22 protein-coding genes are annotated in these 21,114 nt (G+C 45.8%); 4 read left to right on the top strand and 18 right to left on the bottom strand.

Annotated elements, in window-relative coordinates:
- Nucleotides 1-72 precede the first annotated feature (72 nt).
- The 15 genes from hrpB to ccoN all read right to left on the bottom strand — a co-directional run bounded on the left by hrpB (nucleotide 73) and on the right by ccoN (nucleotide 15,683).
- Nucleotides 73-2,592 (bottom strand): ATP-dependent helicase HrpB, encoded by a 2,520-nt coding sequence (gene hrpB / locus F0U83_RS10825; protein WP_138987526.1) that lies wholly within the window; start codon nucleotides 2,590-2,592, stop codon nucleotides 73-75.
- 15 nt (nucleotides 2,593-2,607) lie between these two features.
- Complete coding sequence (locus F0U83_RS10820; protein WP_138987527.1) at nucleotides 2,608-3,066, bottom strand: thioredoxin family protein; 459 nt, start codon at nucleotides 3,064-3,066, stop codon at nucleotides 2,608-2,610.
- On the bottom strand, nucleotides 3,066-3,944 hold the full coding sequence (locus F0U83_RS10815; RefSeq protein ID WP_138987528.1) for an alpha/beta hydrolase: 879 nt from the start codon (nucleotides 3,942-3,944) through the stop codon (nucleotides 3,066-3,068). The genes F0U83_RS10820 and F0U83_RS10815 overlap by 1 nt, the downstream gene beginning before the upstream one ends.
- A gap of 68 nt (nucleotides 3,945-4,012) precedes the next feature.
- The gene (locus F0U83_RS10810) at nucleotides 4,013-4,555 is read right to left on the bottom strand and encodes an adenine phosphoribosyltransferase (RefSeq protein ID WP_138987529.1); all 543 of its coding nucleotides are present in this window, start codon (nucleotides 4,553-4,555) and stop codon (nucleotides 4,013-4,015) included.
- A gap of 165 nt (nucleotides 4,556-4,720) precedes the next feature.
- Nucleotides 4,721-5,500: a fumarate/nitrate reduction transcriptional regulator Fnr gene (gene fnr, locus F0U83_RS10805; RefSeq protein ID WP_138987530.1), complete on the bottom strand. Its 780-nt coding sequence runs from the start codon at nucleotides 5,498-5,500 to the stop codon at nucleotides 4,721-4,723.
- An 85-nt stretch (nucleotides 5,501-5,585) separates the two neighbouring features.
- Nucleotides 5,586-6,977 (bottom strand): oxygen-independent coproporphyrinogen III oxidase, encoded by a 1,392-nt coding sequence (gene hemN / locus F0U83_RS10800; protein ID WP_138987531.1) that lies wholly within the window; start codon nucleotides 6,975-6,977, stop codon nucleotides 5,586-5,588.
- A gap of 67 nt (nucleotides 6,978-7,044) precedes the next feature.
- The gene (locus tag F0U83_RS10795) at nucleotides 7,045-7,704 is read right to left on the bottom strand and encodes a sulfite exporter TauE/SafE family protein (RefSeq protein WP_138987532.1); all 660 of its coding nucleotides are present in this window, start codon (nucleotides 7,702-7,704) and stop codon (nucleotides 7,045-7,047) included.
- Complete coding sequence (gene ccoS, locus F0U83_RS10790) at nucleotides 7,697-7,885, bottom strand: cbb3-type cytochrome oxidase assembly protein CcoS (protein WP_138987533.1); 189 nt, start codon at nucleotides 7,883-7,885, stop codon at nucleotides 7,697-7,699. The genes F0U83_RS10795 and ccoS overlap by 8 nt, the downstream gene beginning before the upstream one ends.
- Before the next feature lie 26 nt (nucleotides 7,886-7,911).
- Nucleotides 7,912-10,377 (bottom strand): heavy metal translocating P-type ATPase, encoded by a 2,466-nt coding sequence (locus F0U83_RS10785; protein ID WP_138987534.1) that lies wholly within the window; start codon nucleotides 10,375-10,377, stop codon nucleotides 7,912-7,914.
- 10 nt (nucleotides 10,378-10,387) lie between these two features.
- The gene (locus F0U83_RS10780; RefSeq protein WP_246077733.1) at nucleotides 10,388-10,918 is read right to left on the bottom strand and encodes a FixH family protein; all 531 of its coding nucleotides are present in this window, start codon (nucleotides 10,916-10,918) and stop codon (nucleotides 10,388-10,390) included.
- Between the two features lie 60 nt (nucleotides 10,919-10,978).
- Nucleotides 10,979-12,391, bottom strand: coding sequence for a cytochrome c oxidase accessory protein CcoG (gene ccoG, locus F0U83_RS10775; RefSeq protein WP_138987535.1), 1,413 nt, complete (start codon nucleotides 12,389-12,391; stop codon nucleotides 10,979-10,981).
- 140 nt (nucleotides 12,392-12,531) lie between these two features.
- Nucleotides 12,532-13,425, bottom strand: coding sequence for a cytochrome-c oxidase, cbb3-type subunit III (gene ccoP, locus F0U83_RS10770; RefSeq protein ID WP_138987536.1), 894 nt, complete (start codon nucleotides 13,423-13,425; stop codon nucleotides 12,532-12,534).
- Nucleotides 13,425-13,610 carry a cbb3-type cytochrome oxidase subunit 3 gene (locus tag F0U83_RS10765; protein WP_211343659.1) on the bottom strand — a complete coding sequence of 62 codons (186 nt, stop codon included), beginning with the start codon at nucleotides 13,608-13,610 and terminating at the stop codon, nucleotides 13,425-13,427. Before F0U83_RS10765 ends, ccoP begins: the two co-directional genes overlap by 1 nt.
- A gap of 5 nt (nucleotides 13,611-13,615) precedes the next feature.
- Complete coding sequence (gene ccoO, locus F0U83_RS10760; protein ID WP_138987537.1) at nucleotides 13,616-14,236, bottom strand: cytochrome-c oxidase, cbb3-type subunit II; 621 nt, start codon at nucleotides 14,234-14,236, stop codon at nucleotides 13,616-13,618.
- 16 nt (nucleotides 14,237-14,252) lie between these two features.
- A complete protein-coding gene (gene ccoN, locus F0U83_RS10755; protein ID WP_138987538.1) occupies nucleotides 14,253-15,683 on the bottom strand; it encodes a cytochrome-c oxidase, cbb3-type subunit I in 1,431 nt (476 codons plus the stop codon).
- 363 nt (nucleotides 15,684-16,046) lie between these two features.
- Between ccoN and F0U83_RS10750 the strand changes: the two genes are divergently transcribed.
- A complete protein-coding gene (locus F0U83_RS10750) occupies nucleotides 16,047-16,652 on the top strand; it encodes an alpha/beta family hydrolase (RefSeq protein ID WP_138987539.1) in 606 nt (201 codons plus the stop codon).
- A gap of 14 nt (nucleotides 16,653-16,666) precedes the next feature.
- Here F0U83_RS10750 and F0U83_RS10745 read toward each other — a convergent pair whose 3' ends face one another.
- The gene (locus tag F0U83_RS10745) at nucleotides 16,667-16,948 is read right to left on the bottom strand and encodes an antibiotic biosynthesis monooxygenase family protein (protein ID WP_138987540.1); all 282 of its coding nucleotides are present in this window, start codon (nucleotides 16,946-16,948) and stop codon (nucleotides 16,667-16,669) included.
- Between the two features lie 136 nt (nucleotides 16,949-17,084).
- Between F0U83_RS10745 and tusA the strand changes: the two genes are divergently transcribed.
- The 3 genes from tusA to trxC all read left to right on the top strand — a co-directional run bounded on the left by tusA (nucleotide 17,085) and on the right by trxC (nucleotide 18,397).
- Nucleotides 17,085-17,324 carry a sulfurtransferase TusA gene (gene tusA / locus F0U83_RS10740; RefSeq protein ID WP_138987541.1) on the top strand — a complete coding sequence of 80 codons (240 nt, stop codon included), beginning with the start codon at nucleotides 17,085-17,087 and terminating at the stop codon, nucleotides 17,322-17,324.
- Nucleotides 17,325-17,894, top strand: coding sequence for a ProQ/FINO family protein (locus F0U83_RS10735; RefSeq protein ID WP_138987542.1), 570 nt, complete (start codon nucleotides 17,325-17,327; stop codon nucleotides 17,892-17,894). It abuts the gene before it with no gap.
- A gap of 68 nt (nucleotides 17,895-17,962) precedes the next feature.
- Nucleotides 17,963-18,397: a thioredoxin TrxC gene (gene trxC / locus F0U83_RS10730; protein ID WP_138987543.1), complete on the top strand. Its 435-nt coding sequence runs from the start codon at nucleotides 17,963-17,965 to the stop codon at nucleotides 18,395-18,397.
- Between the two features lie 5 nt (nucleotides 18,398-18,402).
- Here trxC and F0U83_RS10725 read toward each other — a convergent pair whose 3' ends face one another.
- Together F0U83_RS10725 and F0U83_RS10720 are read right to left on the bottom strand one after the other, a co-directional pair.
- Nucleotides 18,403-20,349: a bifunctional diguanylate cyclase/phosphodiesterase gene (locus F0U83_RS10725; RefSeq protein WP_138987544.1), complete on the bottom strand. Its 1,947-nt coding sequence runs from the start codon at nucleotides 20,347-20,349 to the stop codon at nucleotides 18,403-18,405.
- Nucleotides 20,350-20,370: 21 nt separating this feature from the next.
- Nucleotides 20,371-21,087 carry a transglutaminase-like cysteine peptidase gene (locus F0U83_RS10720; protein WP_246077736.1) on the bottom strand — a complete coding sequence of 239 codons (717 nt, stop codon included), beginning with the start codon at nucleotides 21,085-21,087 and terminating at the stop codon, nucleotides 20,371-20,373.
- Nucleotides 21,088-21,114: the final 27 nt, after the last annotated feature.

Raw genomic sequence — 21,114 nt, 5'->3', positions numbered from 1 at the left:
CGAAAACTGGCAAAAAATAGGTCGTCCATAGCTTAGAGGGTATTTGCAGTGATATACAGAAAAAACACGGTTTTATGATGCTAGGTGTCGTTTGGTTTTTCCGGTAGCAATGGCATCTAGGGGGTTATCAGGCCAAGGGTGTTTGGGGTAGCGACCTTTCATCTCCTTTTTTACCTGCGGATAAACATTTTGCCAAAAATGTTCAAGGTCTTGTGTTACTTGAAGAGGACGACCGGCAGGTGATAAGAGATGAACTTGCAATGTTACTTTAGAGGCAATTGTGGGTGTTTCATTTAAGCCGAACATCTCTTGAAGCTTCACGGCTAAAACGGGAGGTGAGGTGGAGTAATCAATTGGTATGAGAGAGCCTGATGGCACTTTGATCTTTTCAGGTATAAGTGTGTTTAACTGTTGTGTCAGTTCCCACGGTAATAAGTTGATAAGAATCGATCGCAAGTCGAGCTTTGCTAACTGCTCAAGCGACTTACAGCCTGCTAAGTAAGGCTGTAGCCAAGTCTCCATTGTGTTCAGTAAAGCCGAGTCTGAGAGATCAGGCCATGGATAATTGTCTGGCAACAGCGTGCTTGCTAGCGTTACTCGTTGACGCCATTTAAGCGTAGCAGCATCCCATGGGAGTACGTTTAATCCTCGTTGGCGTATGTAATTAAGTAAGGCTTTTTCGTGAGCGCACTCAGGAAGTGACAGCAGAGGTTGCTTGGATAGAATGATCTTTCCTAAGTATTGACGTTGTTCTGCAATAATTTTTCCCGCTGTCTCATCCCACTCAATGAGCTCTTGATCGAATATAAGGTGGGATAATTCTTGCTGTAATAAAGCGGAGTCAAAAGCTACTGCTTGCCAGATTTTATCTTGTGTTTGGCTCTCTTTCCCACCTAGTTGCGCTACGGCTAGCCAGCCCTGTTGAGAAAGGTAATCTTGCTGATTAAGGTGCGCTGCACGGCCATTTGCCAGCTGGTAGACACCCGGTGCTTTTTTCTTAGCAAGGCGATCCGGCCAGGCGCTGGCAATTAATAAACCTAGTTGCTGGTTAGTGGGCAGGCTTTTTGATAGGTTCGCTTTTGGTAGCGTCCTGCATAGTGTTAAAAGGCGCTGGCTTTGTTGCTTGATTCGATAGGCTTGACCAGAGGTTCTCGGTGGTTCCAGTAACCAATCCAAGCGCAGCTGAATGTCTGCTTGATGGCTACGAATAGGATCCCGCTCAGTAAAAATTGCCGCCAAGTCACAAGCTAAATTTTCTAATTGGTAGTGACGGGCGACTAACAGCATTTTAGCCAGCCTTGGATGTAACGGTAACGCAGCCATCAATTGGCCTTCAGGGGTAAGCTGAAAGCCGCTTTCTACACGGTGTAATGCGCCTAGTGCGTGTAAGAGAGACTGCGCTTGTTGATAGCTTGATGGAGAGGGTGGGTCTATCCATGATAACTCATTGGGTGTTTTGCAGCCCCATTGGTGGAGTTGCAGTACAAGAGGCGTGAGGTCCGCTTGAGATATTTCTGGTGGTGTAAAGGGAGCTAACTGTTCTTGTTGAGCCTTTGACCATAATCGGTAGCACATGCCTGCTTCGAGGCGTCCTGCACGACCAGCACGTTGTTCACTGGTAGAGCGAGACACACGCCGGGTATGTAAGCGTGTCATGCCGGTGTTTGTATCATAGATGGCTTGACGGCTCAGGCCGCTATCGATAACGATGTTGATGCCTTCAATGGTTAGGCTGGTTTCTGCTATGGATGTGGTCAGAACAACTTTTCGATGGCCTTGATTAGGGGGAGATATCGCCTTTTTTTGCTGTTGTAAGCTAAGATCGCCATAGAGTGGTGTGATTTCAATGGTTTGGTGCTCGTAGCGAGTTGTTAAATGTGCTTGGAGCTGTTCCTCTACCCGCTGAATCTCAGCGAGGCCCGGTAAAAAAACCAGTAAGCTTCCCTGTTGCTCATCAAGTGCCTGTAGAATGGTTTTAACTACGCGAGGCTCAATGGGCTGGCTAGCTTGCCAAGGGGCGGTGTAAAAAATGTCGACGGGATAAGTGCGGCCTTCACTGTGGATAATCGGAGCATGATTGAGCAGTGTTGAGATTGCTGGTGTGTCTAATGTGGCTGACATCACCAAGAGCTTTAGGGCAATATCATCTCTAAATAATGTCCGGCTTTGCAAGCATAACGCCAAGCCTAAATCGGCATCAAGGCTGCGTTCATGAAACTCATCAAATATCACCAAGCCGACACCTTCAAGGCTAGGGTCTTCTTGGAGCATACGGGTTAGTATGCCTTCTGTAATGACTTCGATGCGGGTGTATTGACTTACACAGGTATCCATCCTGATACGGTAGCCAACGGTTTCTCCGACACTTTCTCCTAAGGACGTTGCCATACGTTCAGCCGCCGCTTTCGCGGCTATGCGCCGCGGCTCTAAAATAATGATCTTTTGCTTTTGAAGCCACGACTGCTCTAGTAGAGCTAGTGGGACAACGGTGGTTTTACCTGCGCCTGGTGGGGCTTGTAGTACCGCTTCATCTCGATAGTTTAATGCTTCAAAAAGCTGAGAAAGGCATTGATGTATGGGTAATGTGGGCATAGCCGTTAAAGCGTGTCACTGTATAGCAAGGTGCTCAAGAGCTGCCTCTATTGACTGGTCTAAATAAAAACCAAAGAACTCAGGCGTTGTGATTCCAACATGGTTCTTGGTGAGCTGCTTCCCAGTTTTATCGAGAAACATGAGTGTTGGCGTTAAGCTGGCATTGTAGCGTCGCGCAAGTTCTTTTACTGCAATAGGCCTTCCATCAAAATCAATGATCTTTTTATTCTCGTCTATCTTCAATTCCCTAATGATCAGCTTTTTTTGATACCCTGGATTCTGAGACATAGGGTACAAAAAATCATTCCTGATTAAAGAACAATAGCTACAATCATGTCGGCTAGCTAGCACCAGTAAAAGCTGCTGAGGTTGCAGTTGTTTTGCATCCAGCTGGAAGTTTTGTGCTTTGGGAAGTTCACCTGCTTGCGCTATCAGCCAAGGTAAAAAGAGCAATAAGGCGAGTAATCGGGCCATTAGTTAGATTCCAAAAATTCAACGATCAATTCGACAACTTCGTCAGTATAAAGGTCCATAAAGAAATGGTCTGCCCCTTCAATGTCGAAATAGCGTATATGCGGATTATCGATTCTTTTCATTTGCACAGGCAGATCTTTGACGGTTGTATCTTCAGACCCACTAAAAACCAATGTAGGCGTAGTGGTGTTCTTAATAATATCAGGCGTGTTGAAACGGGTGTCCGGCTTGTAATAGTTAAGGAAAGAGCCTGCTGTGACTTCACTATTAGCGCAATAGATGAAATCGGTATTTTTTAGCCACGCATTTTCTGGTGTTTGCTCGGCCTCCTTTATCACCTGCTCAAGGTTTTTCTTGTATCGAGTTTGGTAATCGACACGCTCCTGTTCTGCGCTCCATGTAGCAGGGGCTATCAGAACCTGTCGCTGTACCTGCTCTGGATGTTCTGAAGTATACCACGCAACTTGATTACCACCGCGTGAATGGCCGAGTAATGTGATCTTGTCAGCCCCTTGGTTTTTGAGCCACTGAATCCACTGATCAACTTCTGTGAGTGCGTCGGTATGTTTATGTTGATGGGGTGTGTTGCAGTCGTACATGCCGTGACGGTTATCAACGCCCAAGCTAAGGTTAATGGCGAGGGTATGATAGCCGTTTTCTGTGAGCTGCTCTTGGAAAGCTCTAATGATTTCCATGTGGTTATGGGCGAGGGTGCCATGTACCAGCACAATCACTCCATCACTCAATGGCTGTGCATCACTCGTTTGAAAGTCCGCATTGAGCGTGATGCCCTTGAAGGGAAGAGTGACTTCCTCTGCATACGCTAAAAAGCTAAAGGTCAGCAGAAACAATGATACGAGCTGTTGCAATCGAGACATGGAAAACCTCTGTTATTGTTATAAGCTTATTCTAATACACTCACAATAGCAGAGGCTATCTGGTTTGGCTACAGGCCTTCGTAAGCAAGTAAGGTATACACGGGTATGCCAGTATCCTGTATACGTGTTGACCCTTGAAGATCAGGAAGGTCGATAAGCGCGGCACACTCGATGACGTTAGCGCCCAAGGTTTTGATGAGTGTGCAAGCAGCTAGAATGGTGCCGCCGGTAGCAATCAAGTCATCAAATACTAGGACTTTGTCGCCAGCAGAGACGGAGTCCACTTGCATTTCCACAGCAGATGTTCCGTATTCTAATTGATATTCTTGGTGCACAGTTTTTCCTGGCAGCTTGCCTTTTTTACGAACAAGCACGAGTGGCTTTTGTAGTTGATAGGCCATGATGGATGCAATTAAGAATCCACGCGCGTCAATACAAGCAATATGAGTCATTTCAGAATCCATATAGCGTTGAATGAAGGCATCTGAAATCATCCGCAATGCTTTGGGATCTTTAAATAGAGGTGTGATATCACGAAACATAACACCAGGTTCAGGCCAGTCAGGTAGGGTACGGATGACAGATTTGACGTAGTATTCGTCGTAAGACATGTGCTCAATAGCTCCTCAATCAGGCCGGAACGTAAACGTTTGATATGGCTCAATGTTATCTAAGGCGTTTTGCCTTCTAATGACTTCGTTGGGTTACACATAGAGATGGCTACTTCTTTGTGCAACTATTTGTGACGCCGTTCAATCTTGAACGGCGTTTTTTTATTATAGCGTTAACTGTTGGACATCATCTTCGGTATCTTCTTTACCCATGCATTCACCCGCTAGGGTGTATAGATGCTCCAGATTAATTAGATCTACCTCTTTTCCATCTACTTGAATCAGCTCATTCTTCTGGAATCGAGTGAAAATACGGCTAACGGTTTCAACCGCTAATCCCAAATAGTTACCTATTTCATTGCGTGACATGGATAAGCGAAACTTATGGGCAGAATAGCCACGAGCCTGAAAACGTTGGGATAACTTGACCAAAAAGGTCGCAACGCGCTCTTCGGCATTTTTCTTTGATAGCAACATCATCATTTGCTGATCGTCACGAATCTCTTTACTCATCGTGCGCATCACTTGTCTGCGTAGCTCTGGTAACTGTCCACACAAACTGTCGAGGTGCTCAAATGGAATTTCACATACAGTTGTCGTTTCTAAAATTTTGGTTGAGACGGGGTAGTTGTTGCTATCAAAACCGCTCAAACCTACTAATTCCCCCGGGAAATAGAACCCCGTGATCTGCTCTTCACCTTCATTAGTTATGGTGTAGCTTTTAACACTGCCCGCGCGAATCGCGTATACAGACTCAAATTCATCCCCTTGATGGAAAAGGTGTTCGCCTTTTTTTAAAGGACGACTTTTGTCAATGATATCGTCCAGCCTTTCCATCTCGGTTAGATTTAGCGATACGGGCAGACAGAGTGAACTTAAACTGCACGTGTTACAGTGGGCTTGTTGAAGGCTATGTAGTTTCCCTTCCTTCTTTACATCACTCATGGCCGTTTCCTGTGGTTGTTTTACATAACGAGCGGCTACTCAGCCCCAAATTATGTAACATTTCACGGGAACCGTGAAGCACCGATTAGATGATACGTGAAAAAGCCTGTGTTTCTTGCTGTTTAGGTATGTATTTATCGAAGGTCATACAGATGCGACGAATCAAAAGTCGACCAGCTGGGGTCACAAAAATTTTACCTTGCTCCAGAGTAATCAAACCATCTGTAGAAAAGTTGTTTAATTCGGTTAATTCTTCAGCAAAATAGTCATTGAAATTGATATTGAATTGTTGGCTGATGGTTTGAGGGTCAAGTTCAAAATGGCAAATGAGTTGTGTGATAACTGCACGGCGGATGCGATCATCTAGATTGAGTTTGACGCCTCGACGAATAGCACTGGAGCGAGATTCAACGGACTCCGTATAAGCACTAATGTCGTGCTCGTTTTGATAATAGACATCGCCGATTTGACTGATTGCAGAGACACCCATAGCAACCAGATCGCAATCAGAGTGGGTTGTATATCCCTGAAAGTTACGATGCAGTTGGCCGTTTTGTTGCGCCAAGGCGAGTTCATCATCGGGCTTTGCAAAGTGATCCATGCCTATGTAGACGTAGCCTGCGGATAGCAATGTATTAATCGTGGATTCTAATATCGCTAACTTGGTTTCTGGGCTAGGTAGATCGTCTGCATTAATGTGTTTTTGTGAGCGGAAGCGATCCGGCATATGCGCATAATTAAAGACTGAAAGCCGGTCTGGGCTGAGTTCAATGACGGTATTCAACGTCTCATTAAAGCTTTCTAAGGTTTGGTGGGGTAGGCCATAGATCAAATCCATATTGATCGATTTAAAGCCTAATTGCCGGGCTGTGCTTAGAATCTCAGCGGTTTGCTCCGTTGACTGGACTCGGTTAACGGCTTCTTGAACAACGGGGTTCACATCTTGTACGCCTAAGCTGATCCGGTTGAAGCCGATGCTGCGCAACGTTTCTAAGGTTTTAATAGAGGCTTCGCGTGGGTCAATCTCAATAGAGTAATCGCCGCTATCATCATTTAGTAAGTTAAATGACGCTTTTAGTTTATCCATTAACTCGACCATCTGCTCATCGCTGATGAAGGTCGGGGTGCCGCCGCCCCAATGAAGTTGATTGACAACTCTGTCATCACTGTACCAGCGAGCTACTTCTTCAATCTCTTTATACAGTGTATCTAAATACGGTTGTGCCTTTTTACGATTGCGTGTGATGACCTTATTGCAGGCACAGTAGTAACAAACGTGGGCACAGAAAGGGATATGCACATACAAAGAGAGGGGGGCGGTTTTATCTGAGGTTAATTGCCCCGTCTGAACAAGGTCTTGCTCCGATAGCGATGTATCAAATTGAATGGCTGTCGGATAGGAGGTATATCGTGGGCCGGACAGGTCATAGCGATTAATTAGATCTAGATCCCAAGAAATACTGGTGTCTAAGCTCACGATAATTTCCTCACAATTTTAAAGCGGAGCAGTATAACACTCAGCATATTAATTGGTTTGATGCGGGTCAAAACTTAACAAGCGCTGTTAACGGTAGCGTATATAAACCAAACAGAATGATAAGTAACCCAGAGATGTGCTGAACATTACGATTACTCAGAAGGCTTTGTACCTGACGGGCAAGTAGGCCGGTCGTGAGCATCGCGGGTAGGGTGCCCACACCAAAGGCCAGCATCAGAAGGCCACTTTGTATAGGGTCTTGGCTGGTGGCTGACCAAATGAGTGTGCTATATACGAGGCCACAGGGCAGCCAGCCCCAGAAAAAGCCTAATAGCAGGGCTTGTCCATTATGCCTTACCGGTAGTAACCGGCTGGCTGCTGGACGTATCAACGCCCAGATACGACTACCCGCGCGCTCGATATAGGTTAAGCCTTTCCACCACTGAGCTACATAAAGCCCCATTGAGATAAGCAAAAGCCCTGCGATGGAACGTAAGATAAGTGCAAAAGTTCCATCTTTAATTAACACACCAGCACTGCCGAGTAATGTACCTGCGATAGCATAACTGATCAGGCGACCGCTGTTATAACTGAGAAGATGTAACCAGCGGTTAGGGTGATCACTCATCGCCATGGTAGCAGCAATGCCACCACACATACCGATACAATGGGCACTGCCTAGAAGCCCTAAAAAGAGCGCTGTGGTGAGGGAGACAGAATCAGTCACGTGTTGGTTGTTTCTGCTTCGCGTCGTCAGGAATTAACTCATCATCATCGTCATATAAAATGCTATGAGCAGGCGATTCTAAGTCATCGTATTGGCCGTTATTGACGTTCCAGAAAAAAGCCCAAGCAGCAAAGGCTGTTAATATGATCGCGATGGGTATTAATAGGAATATGATTTCCATTAGCGTTCTGTCCAAAGATATTGGGGTTATTTTACGCGATTTCGTCGCACAAGTTTAGTCAGACGTAATGCATTACCGACAACCACAAGTGAGCTGGCAGACATTCCAATCGCTGCCATGTAGGGTGCAATAAAGCCTGCTGATGCCAGTGGTAATGCCAGCAGGTTGTACATAATTGACCAGCCAAGATTTTGGCGAATGATATATTGGGTTTTTTTCGAGAGTAAGATAGCGTCCGTTAGGCGGCTTAACTCGCTTCCAATTAAGACCGCATCCGCATTCGTTTTTGCAAGATCGGTTGCACCGCCCATAGCAATGGAGGTTTGTGCGCCCGCCAATACAGGAATATCGTTAATGCCATCCCCTACCATGATTACACGAGCCCCTTCCTTTTGCAGTGCTTGTACGTGGGCAAGTTTCTCTTTAGGCGATACATTGGCAATAACAGTGTCAATACTCAATTGCTCGGCGATCTCATGGACGGCTGCAGAGCTGTCACCGGTTAGCATTTGAATCTTTAGGCCGAGTTTTTTAAGTTCTTGTAGTGTTCTTTCGGTATCTTTACGCAGCTGGTCGTTAAGGCAAAACCAAGCAATAGGTTCATGTTGATCGCAAAGAAGAAGCCATTGCCCATGTTGATCGGGTGCATCGGAAATAGTCATTTGGCGGTGACATAGTGCCGCTGCATATTCGGGTTTGCCTATGCGGTAGCGCTTTCCTTCCACTTCACCTTCTAATCCTTGCCCTAGTTCGGCTTGGAGCGAATCTGCGGCCTTTATGCCGTAGCGATGAAAGGCTTTGGCAATAGGGTGCTCTGAATGGCTCTCTAAGGCCGCCGCTGTTTCTAAAGCAAATTGTGTATCTATGTTACCTAGTGTTACGGTGCTTTTTAGCGATAGGTTACCCTCGGTGAGAGTGCCGGTTTTATCAAATACAACATGCGTTGCTGTAGCTAAACTGTCCAGTACATGTCCACGGGTTATTAGCAAGCCATTTTGGCGCAAAGTCCCGGTCGCTGCCGTCAGAGCGGTGGGGGTTGCTAAGGATAAAGCGCAAGGGCAGGTTACAACGAGCACAGAAAGTGTTACCCAAAATGCGTGTGATGGTTCGATTTGCCACCAAACCAGACTGACGATTGTTGCCGTAACAAGGACGGCAGCAACAAAGTAGCTTGCGACTTTATCGGCTACTTTAGCGACTTGAGGTTTTTCCTCGTGTGCGCGATCGAGCAGCCTTACGATTGCTGATAAACGGGTTTGCGCGCCGACTTCCGTGACTTCGAGTTGGATTGGGTTTTCAGCATTAATAGTGCCGCCAACGACTTGGTCGCCTATTGTTCGGCTGACAGGTAAGTATTCACCGGTCAGCGCAGACTCATCGATGGAAGATGCTCCTGTCTTAATAACACCATCAGCAGGAATGGTATGCCCCGGTTTTACTAAAACGATATCGCCGGGTTTTAACTCAGTAGCTGGCACCAGCGCTTCATGACCTTCTACGATTTTTATCGCACTGGCAGGTAGTAAATTGAGAAGTGAGTTACCGGCGCGCCCTGTGCGGTGCCGGGCTTGCATTTCTAGATAACGCCCGATCAACAAGAAGAAGGTGAACATAGTGACCGAGTCAAAATACACTTCGCCACTTTGCGTAATGGTTGCCCATACACTTGCTAGGTAGGCTAAACCTATTGCGATCGATACGGGAACGTCCATACTCAAATGGCGGGTGCGAATGTCTCTAAGGGCCGCCACGAAGAAGGGTTTAGCGGAGTAGAGCACCACTGGAGTAGCAATAATTAAGCTGGTCCAGCGAATAAAAGTTTCAAACTTGTCTTCAATCCCTTGTAATGTTCCTGCATAGAGCGCTACCGCCATCATCATGACTTGCATCATGCCGACTCCGGCAATCCCTAGACGTCTGACGGCTTGTTTTCGCTCCTGCTCGAAGAGCTGCTCCTCTTTATCTGGGTTGTACGGGTGACCTTGATAGCCGATTTTATAGATAGCACTCATGATATCGCTCAAAGCGATTTCATTAGCTCGCCAGCGAATTCTAGCTCGGTGATTTGTCAAATTGACACTAGCTTGAGTAACCCCAGGTTGTTTTACGAGGTGATGCTCAAGCAGCCAGACACAGGCTGCACACGTGATACCTTCAATGACCAGAGAGGCTTCTTTGACATCTTCTTCCAGTGAGATGACAAACTCTTTTTGAATGTTGGGATTATTATAGAGCTGTAGTTCATCTTTAACAGCTGAAGGCAGTTCAGCTCCTGTCATTTCAGGGATTAGGCCTGCCTCTCCCTGGCGATGCTTATAGTAATGCTCTAGGCCGCTTTGAATAATAGTCTCTGTTACTGCCTGACAACCCGGGCAGCACATAGGTTGGTTTTGTCCTTTGACCACCACAGAAAAGTGCGTACCTTCTGGTACGTCCTGTCCACAGTGAAAACAGGACACATGATCCTGTGGATGATCCAACCTACTATTCATGGAAGTAACCTTATTTAGATGGTGTCAGTTCAATAAGTCTTTGTTCATAGGGCGGATGAACTTCGATTCTTAGACTCCATGTTTCTGTAGGCGGCGTAAGGTATAAATATCGCTTACCTGAAATCGGGCTAGATAGAGATCCAGAGAAAAGGCCTTGGGAGCCAACAGATTTTAATGTGATACTTTGGTCGTATTTCTGGTGCGTTGGGTGCACAATACCTAAGGTTAGGTATGGCGGTAGTTCAGTTAGGTTTCCAGAGAGCTTGAGCATTAAATCGCCAGTCACATCATCCAGATTGAGTGTCGCTGAAATGTTCTTTTCGATAGCGGCCAGATTTTTTTCAGAATTAACTTCGTAGCTTCTGACATTGCGGTAGTAGTCATCCTTCACTACGCCATCCATTGTGACAATGGATAGGTAAAGGAACGTAAAGCCATAAATAAATACGGCAATTAAAGGGGTAAGAATAAACCACAACCATGGCTGTTTGTACCAAGGTTTTGCTGCTTGTATATCGTCAGTCATGTCGTTCGCTGTCATAAAAAATAGCCGCCATCTTTACAGAGAGCAGCTATTCTACCTTAATTACTGCGCGGGTCACTATCGACGTGGCGCAGGACCAATAAAGCGGTTTGCTTCGGTAATAGAAATACTACTGTTATCCAGCGCTTCAACGGTTAACTGGATATCATAATTGGGTCGCTCTAAGCGATCCCGAGACAGTTGTAATCTAATTGGATAATCCAGTAGCTCACCTGCCTTGACTGTGACAACAGGATCGTCAATCAGTTTCAAACCGTCTAGCCCGCTGATACTGATACGATATTGGTGATCTTGTTGCTCTTTATTAGCGATCTTCAGTTTGTAAACGTTTTCTATCATACCGTTAGACGCTTCGTTATAGAGTTGACCACGGTCACGAAGAATGTCGACTTCAAGAGGGACACGATTGTATAAAGTATAACTAAAGGCAACAAACATCGCCGTTAACACGATGAAATAACCAATTAAGCGAGGGCGTAGCAGCTTGGTTGTATGCCCTTCTAATTGATGTTCGGTTGTGTAGCGCACAAGGCCTTTTTCATAACCCATACGCTCCATTATGTCATCGCACGCATCAACACACGCGCCACATGCGACGCATTCATACTGAAGGCCATCTCTAATATCAATGCCTACAGGGCAGACATGTACGCAGTTGTCGCAGTCGATACAGTCGCCTAGCCCTTCAGCTTTGTAATCGGCGCCTTTTTTACGTTTGCCGCGATTTTCACCACGGGCTTCATCATAGGAGATGATAAGCGTATCTTGGTCGAACATTACGCTTTGGAAGCGCGCATATGGGCACATGTAAATACATACCTGCTCGCGCAGCCAGCCTGCGTTAGCATAGGTCGCTACCGCGATGAAACCGATCCACCACATCTCCCAGGGGCCTAGGGAGAAGGCTGCAACGTCTGCAACGAGTTCTCTGATCGGCGAAAAGTAGCCTACAAAAGCAATAGCTGATGTGATTGCAATGAATAACCACAGAGCATGCTTAACTGCCTTTTTGCGGAGTTTCGTCATACTCCATGCTGATTTGTCCAGTCGCATGCGCTGGTTGCGATCGCCTTCTGCAAAGCGTTCTGCCCAAATGAACAACCAGGTCCACACGAACTGAGGGCAGGCGTAACCGCACCATAGTCGTCCCGCAAACACCGTAACAAAGAAGAGGGTAAAAGCGAGAATAATTAATAGCCACGAGAGTAGCATGAAATCTTGAGGCCAAAATGTCATGCCAAAAACATGGAATTGGCGATTAGGCAGGTCAAATAAGACAGCTTGTCTGCCATCCCATTGAAGCCATGAAAAGGTGTAGAACATGATTAACATGATCGCACCGGAGATAATACGGAAGTTTTTAAAGAAGCCCTTATAAAACTTTACGTAGATGTGTTCACGCTCAGCATAAAGGTTAACAGCTTCGCCTTTTCCTTTTGGGGTAACGTCTTTTACGGGTATCTGGTTCATGCCTGTGCTCGCAAGCTGAATGGTTTTTGATTAATCGTTAAGACTAAACATCTATTAGATAAGCTTAATATTATAAGGGAATTCCCAAAAAAAAGGCGATATGAAAATCTCATATCGCCTTTTATATTGATAGCTGTCAATTACTTGTTAGACAAGCTGTACACGTAAGCTGTGATTAACTGGATCTTGTCATCACTTAGCAAGTCTTTGTGAGCCGGCATGACGCCATTACGGCCAGCACGGATAGTATGGGCTACTTTCTCAAAAGAGTTGCCGTATAACCACACGTCGTCAGTCAGGTTAGGAGCACCGAGTGCTTGCATACCTTTACCGTCAACACCGTGGCACGCTGTGCACAGTGCCTGGAACTGAGTCTTGCCTCGTGCAGCCGCTTCAGCGTCTGATTCAAGGCCGCTGAGTGTCAGTACATAACTAGTGACGTCACGAACACCTTCTTCGCCCAGTACTGCGCCCCAAGCAGGCATTGCGCCTTGACGACCATTGACAATAGTTTGCTTGATGGTCTCTGGAGCTCCGCCATATAGCCAATCACTGTCAGCCAGATTTGGGAAACCAAATGCGCCAGTACCTGCTGTGCCGTGACACAGTGAGCAGTTGTTGGCGAACATGCGTTGGCCCATTTTCAAGCCAGCAGCATTTTCTGGTTTTTGAAGCTCTTCAACGGATAGTGCTGCATACTTACCAAATACTGGCTTGTATACCTCTTCCGCGTGGGCCATCTCTTCTTCCCATTGACCTGTAGAAGTCCAGCCCAATAGACCTTTAAAGTTACCCAGACCCGGGTAAAGAACCAGATAAATCAGACCAAAGATAACGGTTGCCATAAACATCTGGAACCACCATTTTGGCAGAGGGTTATCATATTCTGCAATACCGTCAAACTCATGCCCAAGCGTCTGATCGGTTTCTTCTTTGAAGTTTTCGCTCTTACGCGTCTGTAAGAGTAACCATGTGCAGCCTAAGATGACTGCTAGGGTAATAACTGTTACCCATGCGCTCCAAAAAGCACTCATTATTCCACTCTCCTGTTCTGAGCCGCACCATTCTGTTTTTCGCCTTCTTCTTCGTCAGCGAAAGGAAGTTGGGATGCTTCATCAAATCGTTTTTTGTTCCCTGGGAGTAATACCCAGATAAACAGACCGATAAACGTGATGAGCATAACTACCGGAATGTATGGACCGTAAACATCGTAACTCACTGTTATTACCGCTTGTTATTGTAAACAGAATGGGTTTTACCCAGCGCTTGCAAGTAGGTTACCAAAGCATCAATTTCATACTTTCCAGCAACCTGTTCCTGTGCACTGGCGATCTGCTCGTCAGTATATGGAACACCAAGTTTGCGCATCGTTTCCATTTTCGCGGCTGTGTCTTTACCAGTCAGTTTATTCTCGAACAGCCAAGGATAAGCTGGCATTTTAGACTCAGGTACAACATCACGTGGGTTGTACAAGTGAGCGCGCTGCCAATCGTCAGAGTAACGTCCACCTACACGAGCAAGGTCTGGACCTGTACGCTTAGATCCCCATAAGAAAGGGTGCTCCCAAACGTGCTCGTTAGCTGTAGAGAAGTGACCATAACGTTCAGTTTCTGCACGGAATGGGCGAATCATCTGGGTGTGACACACATGGCAGCCTTCACGGATGTAGATGTCACGGCCTTCCAACTCAACCGCATTGTAAGTACGCAAGCCTTCAATAGGCTTAGTTGTTTGTGCCTGGAAGAAAAGAGGCACAATCTCAGCCAAACCACCGCCACTGATAACGACGATGATTAGCAAGATCATTAAGCCTATGTTCTTTTCAATCGTTTCATGCTTGATCATTATTTTGCTCCTCGCCTTATGCAACCTGCGCAGTAGCGTCAGCTACTGGGGCTTTGCTGTCCTTGCGAACAGTCTGCCAAGTGTTGTAAGCCATCAGAAGCATACCAGCTACCCAGAACATGCCGCCCAACCAACGAACGAAGTAGCCTGGATGCGATGCTTCCAGAGCTTCTACGAAGCTGTAAGTCAAAGTACCGTCTTCGTTAACTGCACGCCACATCAGACCCTGAAGGATACCGTTAACCCACATCGCGCAGATGTAAAGTACTGTACCAACAGTTGCCAGCCAGAAGTGAGTGTTGATCAGGCCAACGCTCCACATTTGAGCTTTACCAAACAGTTTCGGTAGCATGTGGTAAGTCGCACCAACAGAAATCATAGCAACCCAGCCCAAAGCGCCAGCATGTACGTGGCCAACAGTCCAGTCAGTGTTATGAGACAGTGCGTTTACTGTTTTAATAGACATCATAGGGCCTTCGAACGTAGACATACCGTAGAAGGACAGAGAAACAACCAAGAAGCGAAGAACTGGATCTGTGCGCAGTTTGTGCCATGCGCCAGACAGCGTCATCATACCGTTGATCATACCACCCCAAGAAGGCGCTAGAAGGATCAAAGACATAACCATTGCTACAGACTGAGTCCAGTCAGGCAGTGCGGAGTAGTGAAGGTGGTGTCCACCCGCCCACATATAAGTCGCAATCAAAGCCCAGAAGTGGACGATTGAAAGGCGGTAAGAGTAGATTGGGCGTTCAGCTTGCTTAGGAACAAAGTAGTACATCATACCCAAGAAGCCAGCAGTCAAGAAGAAGCCTACCGCGTTGTGTCCATACCACCACTGAACCATGGCATCAATGGCGCCAGGGTATACAGAGTAGGACTTGAATAGACCTACAGGCATAGCCATGCTGTTTACGATATGTAAAACCGCTACGGTAATGATGAAAGCCATGTAGAACCAGTTACCCACATAAATGTGAGATGTTTTACGGTTCTTCACTGTACCCAAGAATACAATTGCGTAAGCTACCCACACAACGGTAATCAGGATGTCAATTGGCCATTCCAGCTCTGCATACTCTTTTGCAGAAGTCATTCCCAGCGGTAGCGTAATGGCTGCAGCTAGGATAACCACTTGCCATCCCCAGAAGGTGAAAGCGGCTAGTGCATCAGAGAAAAGACGCGTTTGACAGGTACGTTGAACTACATAATAAGATGTAGCAAACAGGGCAGAACCACCGAATGCGAAAATGACCGCATTGGTGTGTAACGGACGAATACGACCGTAAGTTAACCATGGAGTATCAAAGTTTAGTGCAGGCCAAACCAACTGGGCGGCGATTAAAACGCCCACGGTCATGCCAACAATACCCCAGATCACCGTCATAATGGCGAACTGGCGTACAACTCTGTAGTTATAAGTTGGATGTTCAGTTGCAGTGCTCATGTCAGGCTCTCATCAAAAAGCTTGTTTTAAAGTAGAGTTCCACCGGAGATTATCTTGGAATATCCCAGTGTTTTCAACGAGGTTAAAGCGTTGACTGTGGCGTATTGTCGCACATGCAGCATCATAAATATATTCTATATAAGTACTAACTAATTCGGCCTATGTTTCATAACTATTTGATATAGTTGTATTTATTTTTATTTGAAAAAAGTGGTGCAAACTTTTTGGTCTGTTTTTATGTGCGACAGCGCTTTATTGACTACGACTTTAGGTGTGTAATTCTGGCGGAAAAACTCTCATTTGCTTGATCTACATCAAGCGCATTTTCATGCACTGCTTAACATAACTTAACAGAGAGGTTTTATGAAATTAACGAATGGTGAAAGAAGCATTGCCAGCATAGTACTAGCTCATGGGGCTGGAGCCCCTATGGATAGTGAGTTTATGCAAGAAGTGGCTATCAATTTGAGTCAGGGTGGTGTTGAAGTCACCCGTTTTGAGTTTCCATACATGCAAGCGCGTAGAGACACAGGGAAGAGGCGACCTCCCGATCCGATGGAGAAGTTGCTAGCGTCTTACAAAGAGATTGTAGCCGATATACCTAAGGATAAGCCTATTTACCTTGCGGGAAAGTCGATGGGGGGGAGAGTCGCGTCAATGTTGCTGAACGAACTGGACGTTGTTGCGGGTTTCGCTTTTGGATATCCCTTCCATCCAATAGGAAAGCCTACATCGCTGAGAGTGAGCCATTTGATGGAGCTGACAAAGCCGCTTTATATATATCAGGGCACGCGGGACAAGCTCGGGTCCCAGCCGGAGGTGAGGAGCTACCTGCTTCCTGAGAACGTGCAAGTAGCCTGGTTTGAGTCAGCAGATCACGATTTAAAGCCGCTAAAGCGATCTGGCTTTACACAGCGTGAGTATATCCATCTAGCAGTAGCTGATATGCTGGATAAAATTGTGAATTAGTTGTTCTTTTATGACTAATGCTCTAACACTGTGAACTTTTCATCTCTATCGAGCATGGGGATGATCTGCTCCATAACTTCTTTCCTTTCTTCAGAGGAAAGCCAGCGGTGCCAGTCTTGCACAGTTCTATAAGTAGCGATCACGATGCGGTGGTTCGGGTCATAAGCATTTTTCAACGCCTCCCCTGATATAAAGCCATGCGCTTGCATTGCTTTTTGAAGAGTCACCCTCGCTGCTTTTTCATAAAGTTCGGTCAAGTCTTCGGCTATGTGTCGTTCGATGATTACTTTGATCATGCTTTTCTCCTGTTTTTTTGTTTTATTAAAGAATAAACCGTGATGGAAAAATCACAAACTCAGACTTTAGACGGTGTGGCTTTCGCTGTTGTGTATTATTTGAGACAATAGGCTCGTTTTAATTCAGAGATAAGAGATGACGGCTATTAAAGAAGATCATCTTTTGGACGCTACAGGTTTGTATTGCCCAGAACCCGTGATGATGCTGCACAATAAAGTGAGAGAGATTGCAACCGGTGAATTATTACTCGTGTTAGCAACCGATCCGTCGACTCAGCGAGATATTCCTAAGTTTTGTGCATTCTTAGGCCATGATCTGGTTGAGCAAATCAATGAAAACGAAATATTTAGCTACTATATTCGCAAAGGTAGTTAGATGAAGAGTGTTGAAACCGCAGTGGAACTGACACTGCAAACGCTTGATGAGTGCGAACGAATACTGACTTCTCTTGAAAACAAGAAGCAGGCGCGTTCGAATACCAAAGTTATTGAGAGTGATGTTGTGAACGACGTAGTTACACCGAATAGTAAAAGCAAGGCAAAAAACCGCGCAGCTAACCAAGCTGCACTTCAGCTTTTAATGGATACTTATCCTCAGGTTTTTAGCCGGGAAAATGTCAGGCCTCTCAAAATCGGTATTCAGGACGACCTGATTGCAGATGATAAAGTTGCTAAAAATAAAATTAAAAGAGCGTTGGCTTCATACGTTAGAGCACCGCAATATTTTCGTTCTCTGCAAGAAGGTGCTGACCGTATCGACTTGGCTGGCGAGGCATCGGGTCAGGTAACGGCAGAAGAAGCGGAGCACGCCAAAGGGAAACTCAAAGAGTTTCATCAGCGTCGCCGAGATCTGCAACGTGAAGCAGAAAAGCAAAAAAGGGAACAAGAAAAGTCCGAGCGCTTGAGTAATAAACTGGAACAGTTAGTTTCACTAAATCGCCGTTAAGCTTTTATTCCCTTGAAATTTTGATAAAACACCCTATAAATCAGTAATCTTTAATATAGGGTGTTTTTATGTCACATTCTTCATTGATTGCTTGTCCCGCTTGCCAAACGCCTAACCGTGTGCCGGATACGCGTCTGTCTGACGATCCCGTGTGTGGTCGATGCCGCGAACGACTTTTTCAAGGTCGTGCATTGGATCTCAATACGTCTGCTTTTCAGAAACTAGTTCGCAATACCGATATACCTATTGTGGTCGATTTTTGGGCATCTTGGTGTGGGCCTTGTAAAATGATGTCTCCCATTTTTGAGCAGGTGGCACATACAATGGAGCCAGAGATGCGTTTTGTGAAAATTAACACTGAAACCGAACAAGCTTTGGCTGGTCAGTATGGTATTCGAAGCATTCCGACATTACTGGTTTTAGATAATGGAAGAGAGGTCGCCCGCCAGTCTGGCGCAATGGACGCAGCCAGCTTGAAGCGCTGGCTGGAGTCGGTTATATAAGTCAGCTATTTCAGCGCTTCTGGGATGCCATGTAGGAAGCCCTGTGTGCCATCAATGTTCATATAGGCTAGGCTTGCGACCTGAGTGTCCCGCTCGACGCGCTCAGCGTAGGCCTTAATGCCCAAACTGTGTGCTGCTGTAATCAGGCTGCTGACAAAAAAGCGGTCCTCAGGGTTATCTTCTACATGTTTACAGAGAGAGCCGTCGATTTTTATATAATCGGGTTGGATCGCATAGAGGTAACTAAAGCCGCTAGGGTGTATGCCAAAGTTGTCCACACCGAACCCGATACCTGCTTGTTTGAGGGTGCTCCTAAACTGTGCCACTAAATCGACATCCGTTAGTACGGCTGTTTCGTTGATCTCTATATTGAGCCGCCCTCTTAAAGCATTTTGTTTGACAGCTTTTTTGATCCACTTAGTAAAATTATCCGAGTGGATTGCTTGTTGGCTCAAGTTGATTGTGAGTGCCGCCCCTTCATTTGTGGAGGCAAGGTAGGCCATTGCTTGTTCGAGAACGGCTTTGTCCAGTGCTTCAATTAAGCCCAGCTCTTTAACAACGGGTATAAATTCAAGTGCAGAGCAGGGGGCGTTATCTTGATTGAGAATTCGGGCGAGCAGCTCTCTTTGGATAATCGTGCTGTCTTGAGCGCTGATAACCGGTTGGTATTGCAAAAATACTTGTTGATTGTTAATCGCGCTGGCAACATGCTCCTGCCAAGTACTGGAAGTTAAGCGTGAGCCGCTAAAAGCTTGTGGGTAGTAGATATCGCAGTTTTGTTGGATAGCGTTGCGAATGGCAACTTTTGCTTCCGATAGTAATTGCGATGCACTCATATCCTCGTGGCTCTGGGTAACGGCGATATTGACGACGGGGCCTTCTTTGCTCAGCTCCGCATAAAAATCTGATTGGGTCTTAATGGCATCATAAAGTGTGGAGATTTGCCGTTTAGTGTCTTCTTCGTTACCTGAAGGGATCAGTGCCATGAAATCTGCACCTGATAATCGCCCTACAATATTGGGTTGATATTGCATAGATAGCTCTGCCATTATGCGCCCTACTTGTTTTAAGAAGTTATTTGCCCTGTCTTCACCGAGTTGCTCATTGATGTGTTGCAGGTTTGGGATGTGGAGATAGATGCAGGTTCCAGAGCCAAATTCTTTTCTATAATCAAGCCAATCACTTAACTGAGCTTCTGTTGCTTTAGAGTTTGCTAAGCCCGTCAGGTTGTCTTGATAGGCGGTTCGGCGCAGTTCTTCAATATGTCGAGTTTGTTCTTCAAACATACGCTGCACACGCTTTACCATACGGTTCATCGCATCAACTACACTACGCAGTTCTTGTGTTTTTGGCAGCTCTGTTTGTTCGATGTATTGGCGTTCGGACAGGGCGCTCGCTTGCTTTTCTACACCTTTTAGCGGCCGAAGAATCAATCTGATCAGATAACTTAATGAAAAAACAGCAACTAACGAGAGAGAGACAAACCATAGCAAGGTTTGTTCTGCGCCTTTCCAAAGCTGTTCGTAGGCATAACCGGCTCTACTTTGTACCTCTACTTTCCCTACTTTACGCCATTGATGACTGACTTCTCGCTCCATGACGGGGGGATCAATACTCATCATCGATACAAACCAATCAGGTACGTTGTCCGAAATTCTTGGTGATGTCGTCGTTACAAAAAGTGATTGACCGTCGGCATCTGTAATATCAATTTTTTGGTAAAAGCCGTTATCAAAAATGGCATTAACTGTCGTCTCGATAGTGGCGGTATCAGAATCGGCAATATAAGGTGCAAGGTAAAGCCCTAAATGGGTCGCGGTGTCCTGACCGTGGGACTCGAGTTGGTTCAGCAACATATCCTTGGCGTTATCCGACATGATGTATAGGGTGCCGGAAACCAATCCAATCAGCACAGCAAACACGGCGGCGATCAGTTGATTAAGTAAAGACATAGCAGCTCCTTAGCCCCATTATTAGTTAACATTAACATGCTTATTTTCTAGTCGTGACTTTAATTGAACCCATGGCCCAAGGCGGTCAGATGTCCCGACAAGTGTTGAACGCCGCCCTTTTTTTGATAACCATAGATTATCACCATTGAAACTATATACGTGAAGCAAATCTGTTCGTTGGTTTGCGGGTTTAATTTCAGGAATTAGATTGTCTAATACGACAGGAATCGCATTGGGTGACTCGTAATAAGTGAGTACCATGTGAGCTTGATTGAGCTTTAGTGCTTTAACATAAGCTATACTGAGTTTGCTCATATCAACTCCTGTTTCCTTGAGGGTGTAATATTTCGCAATTGAAAAGTCTTCACAGTCCCCCCCGTTACTGATTAAGAATTCCACGGGGGTTGCCCAATAATCTTTTTGCTTCCAGTGAACAATATCATCCAGAAAGCGCACTTGATTAAAGAAGTCATTTACCTCTTTAAGCTTTTGCTGCTCACTCTTTCCTTGTAGATCGTTTATCAAATTCTGCCAAGCACGTAATCTCAAGCCTGCTTGTTTGCCATACTTAGTTTCTAACTGTTGTATGTAAGCCTGGCTCAAGCGAATACCAATCTCGCTTAAGCCGGTAGCTGCCATCAGCAAGGCGGCTACCAGCAGACATATCTGCAGTAACAACTGATAACGCGGTGCTAAGGTCGCAGATATTTTAATGGGAGAGTTGTAGTTTTTTTGCACAAATATCCTGTTATGCATCTGGCTTGT

The organism is Neptunomonas concharum (assembly GCF_008630635.1).
Lineage (GTDB): Bacteria > Pseudomonadota > Gammaproteobacteria > Pseudomonadales > Balneatricaceae > Neptunomonas > Neptunomonas concharum.
Note: the sequence above shows the minus strand (reverse complement) of the source record. Positions and strands in the feature narration are given on the sequence as shown.

Coding starts and splice junctions, on each gene's coding strand:
- ccoO (WP_138987537.1), bottom strand. CDS start 14,236: ATGATCAAGCATGAAACGATTGAAAAGAACATAGGCTTAATGATCTTG.
- ccoS (WP_138987533.1), bottom strand. CDS start 7,885: ATGGAAATCATATTCCTATTAATACCCATCGCGATCATATTAACAGCC.
- fnr (WP_138987530.1), bottom strand. CDS start 5,500: ATGAGTGATGTAAAGAAGGAAGGGAAACTACATAGCCTTCAACAAGCC.
- F0U83_RS10735 (WP_138987542.1), top strand. CDS start 17,325: ATGAAGAGTGTTGAAACCGCAGTGGAACTGACACTGCAAACGCTTGAT.
- ccoP (WP_138987536.1), bottom strand. CDS start 13,425: ATGAGTGCTTTTTGGAGCGCATGGGTAACAGTTATTACCCTAGCAGTC.
- trxC (WP_138987543.1), top strand. CDS start 17,963: ATGTCACATTCTTCATTGATTGCTTGTCCCGCTTGCCAAACGCCTAAC.
- ccoN (WP_138987538.1), bottom strand. CDS start 15,683: ATGAGCACTGCAACTGAACATCCAACTTATAACTACAGAGTTGTACGC.
- F0U83_RS10815 (WP_138987528.1), bottom strand. CDS start 3,944: ATGTCTCGATTGCAACAGCTCGTATCATTGTTTCTGCTGACCTTTAGC.
- hrpB (WP_138987526.1), bottom strand. CDS start 2,592: ATGCCCACATTACCCATACATCAATGCCTTTCTCAGCTTTTTGAAGCA.
- tusA (WP_138987541.1), top strand. CDS start 17,085: ATGACGGCTATTAAAGAAGATCATCTTTTGGACGCTACAGGTTTGTAT.
- F0U83_RS10750 (WP_138987539.1), top strand. CDS start 16,047: ATGAAATTAACGAATGGTGAAAGAAGCATTGCCAGCATAGTACTAGCT.
- F0U83_RS10820 (WP_138987527.1), bottom strand. CDS start 3,066: ATGGCCCGATTACTCGCCTTATTGCTCTTTTTACCTTGGCTGATAGCG.
- F0U83_RS10725 (WP_138987544.1), bottom strand. CDS start 20,349: ATGTCTTTACTTAATCAACTGATCGCCGCCGTGTTTGCTGTGCTGATT.
- F0U83_RS10785 (WP_138987534.1), bottom strand. CDS start 10,377: ATGAATAGTAGGTTGGATCATCCACAGGATCATGTGTCCTGTTTTCAC.
- F0U83_RS10810 (WP_138987529.1), bottom strand. CDS start 4,555: ATGTCTTACGACGAATACTACGTCAAATCTGTCATCCGTACCCTACCT.
- ccoG (WP_138987535.1), bottom strand. CDS start 12,391: ATGAACCAGATACCCGTAAAAGACGTTACCCCAAAAGGAAAAGGCGAA.
- F0U83_RS10745 (WP_138987540.1), bottom strand. CDS start 16,948: ATGATCAAAGTAATCATCGAACGACACATAGCCGAAGACTTGACCGAA.
- F0U83_RS10780 (WP_246077733.1), bottom strand. CDS start 10,918: ATGACAGCGAACGACATGACTGACGATATACAAGCAGCAAAACCTTGG.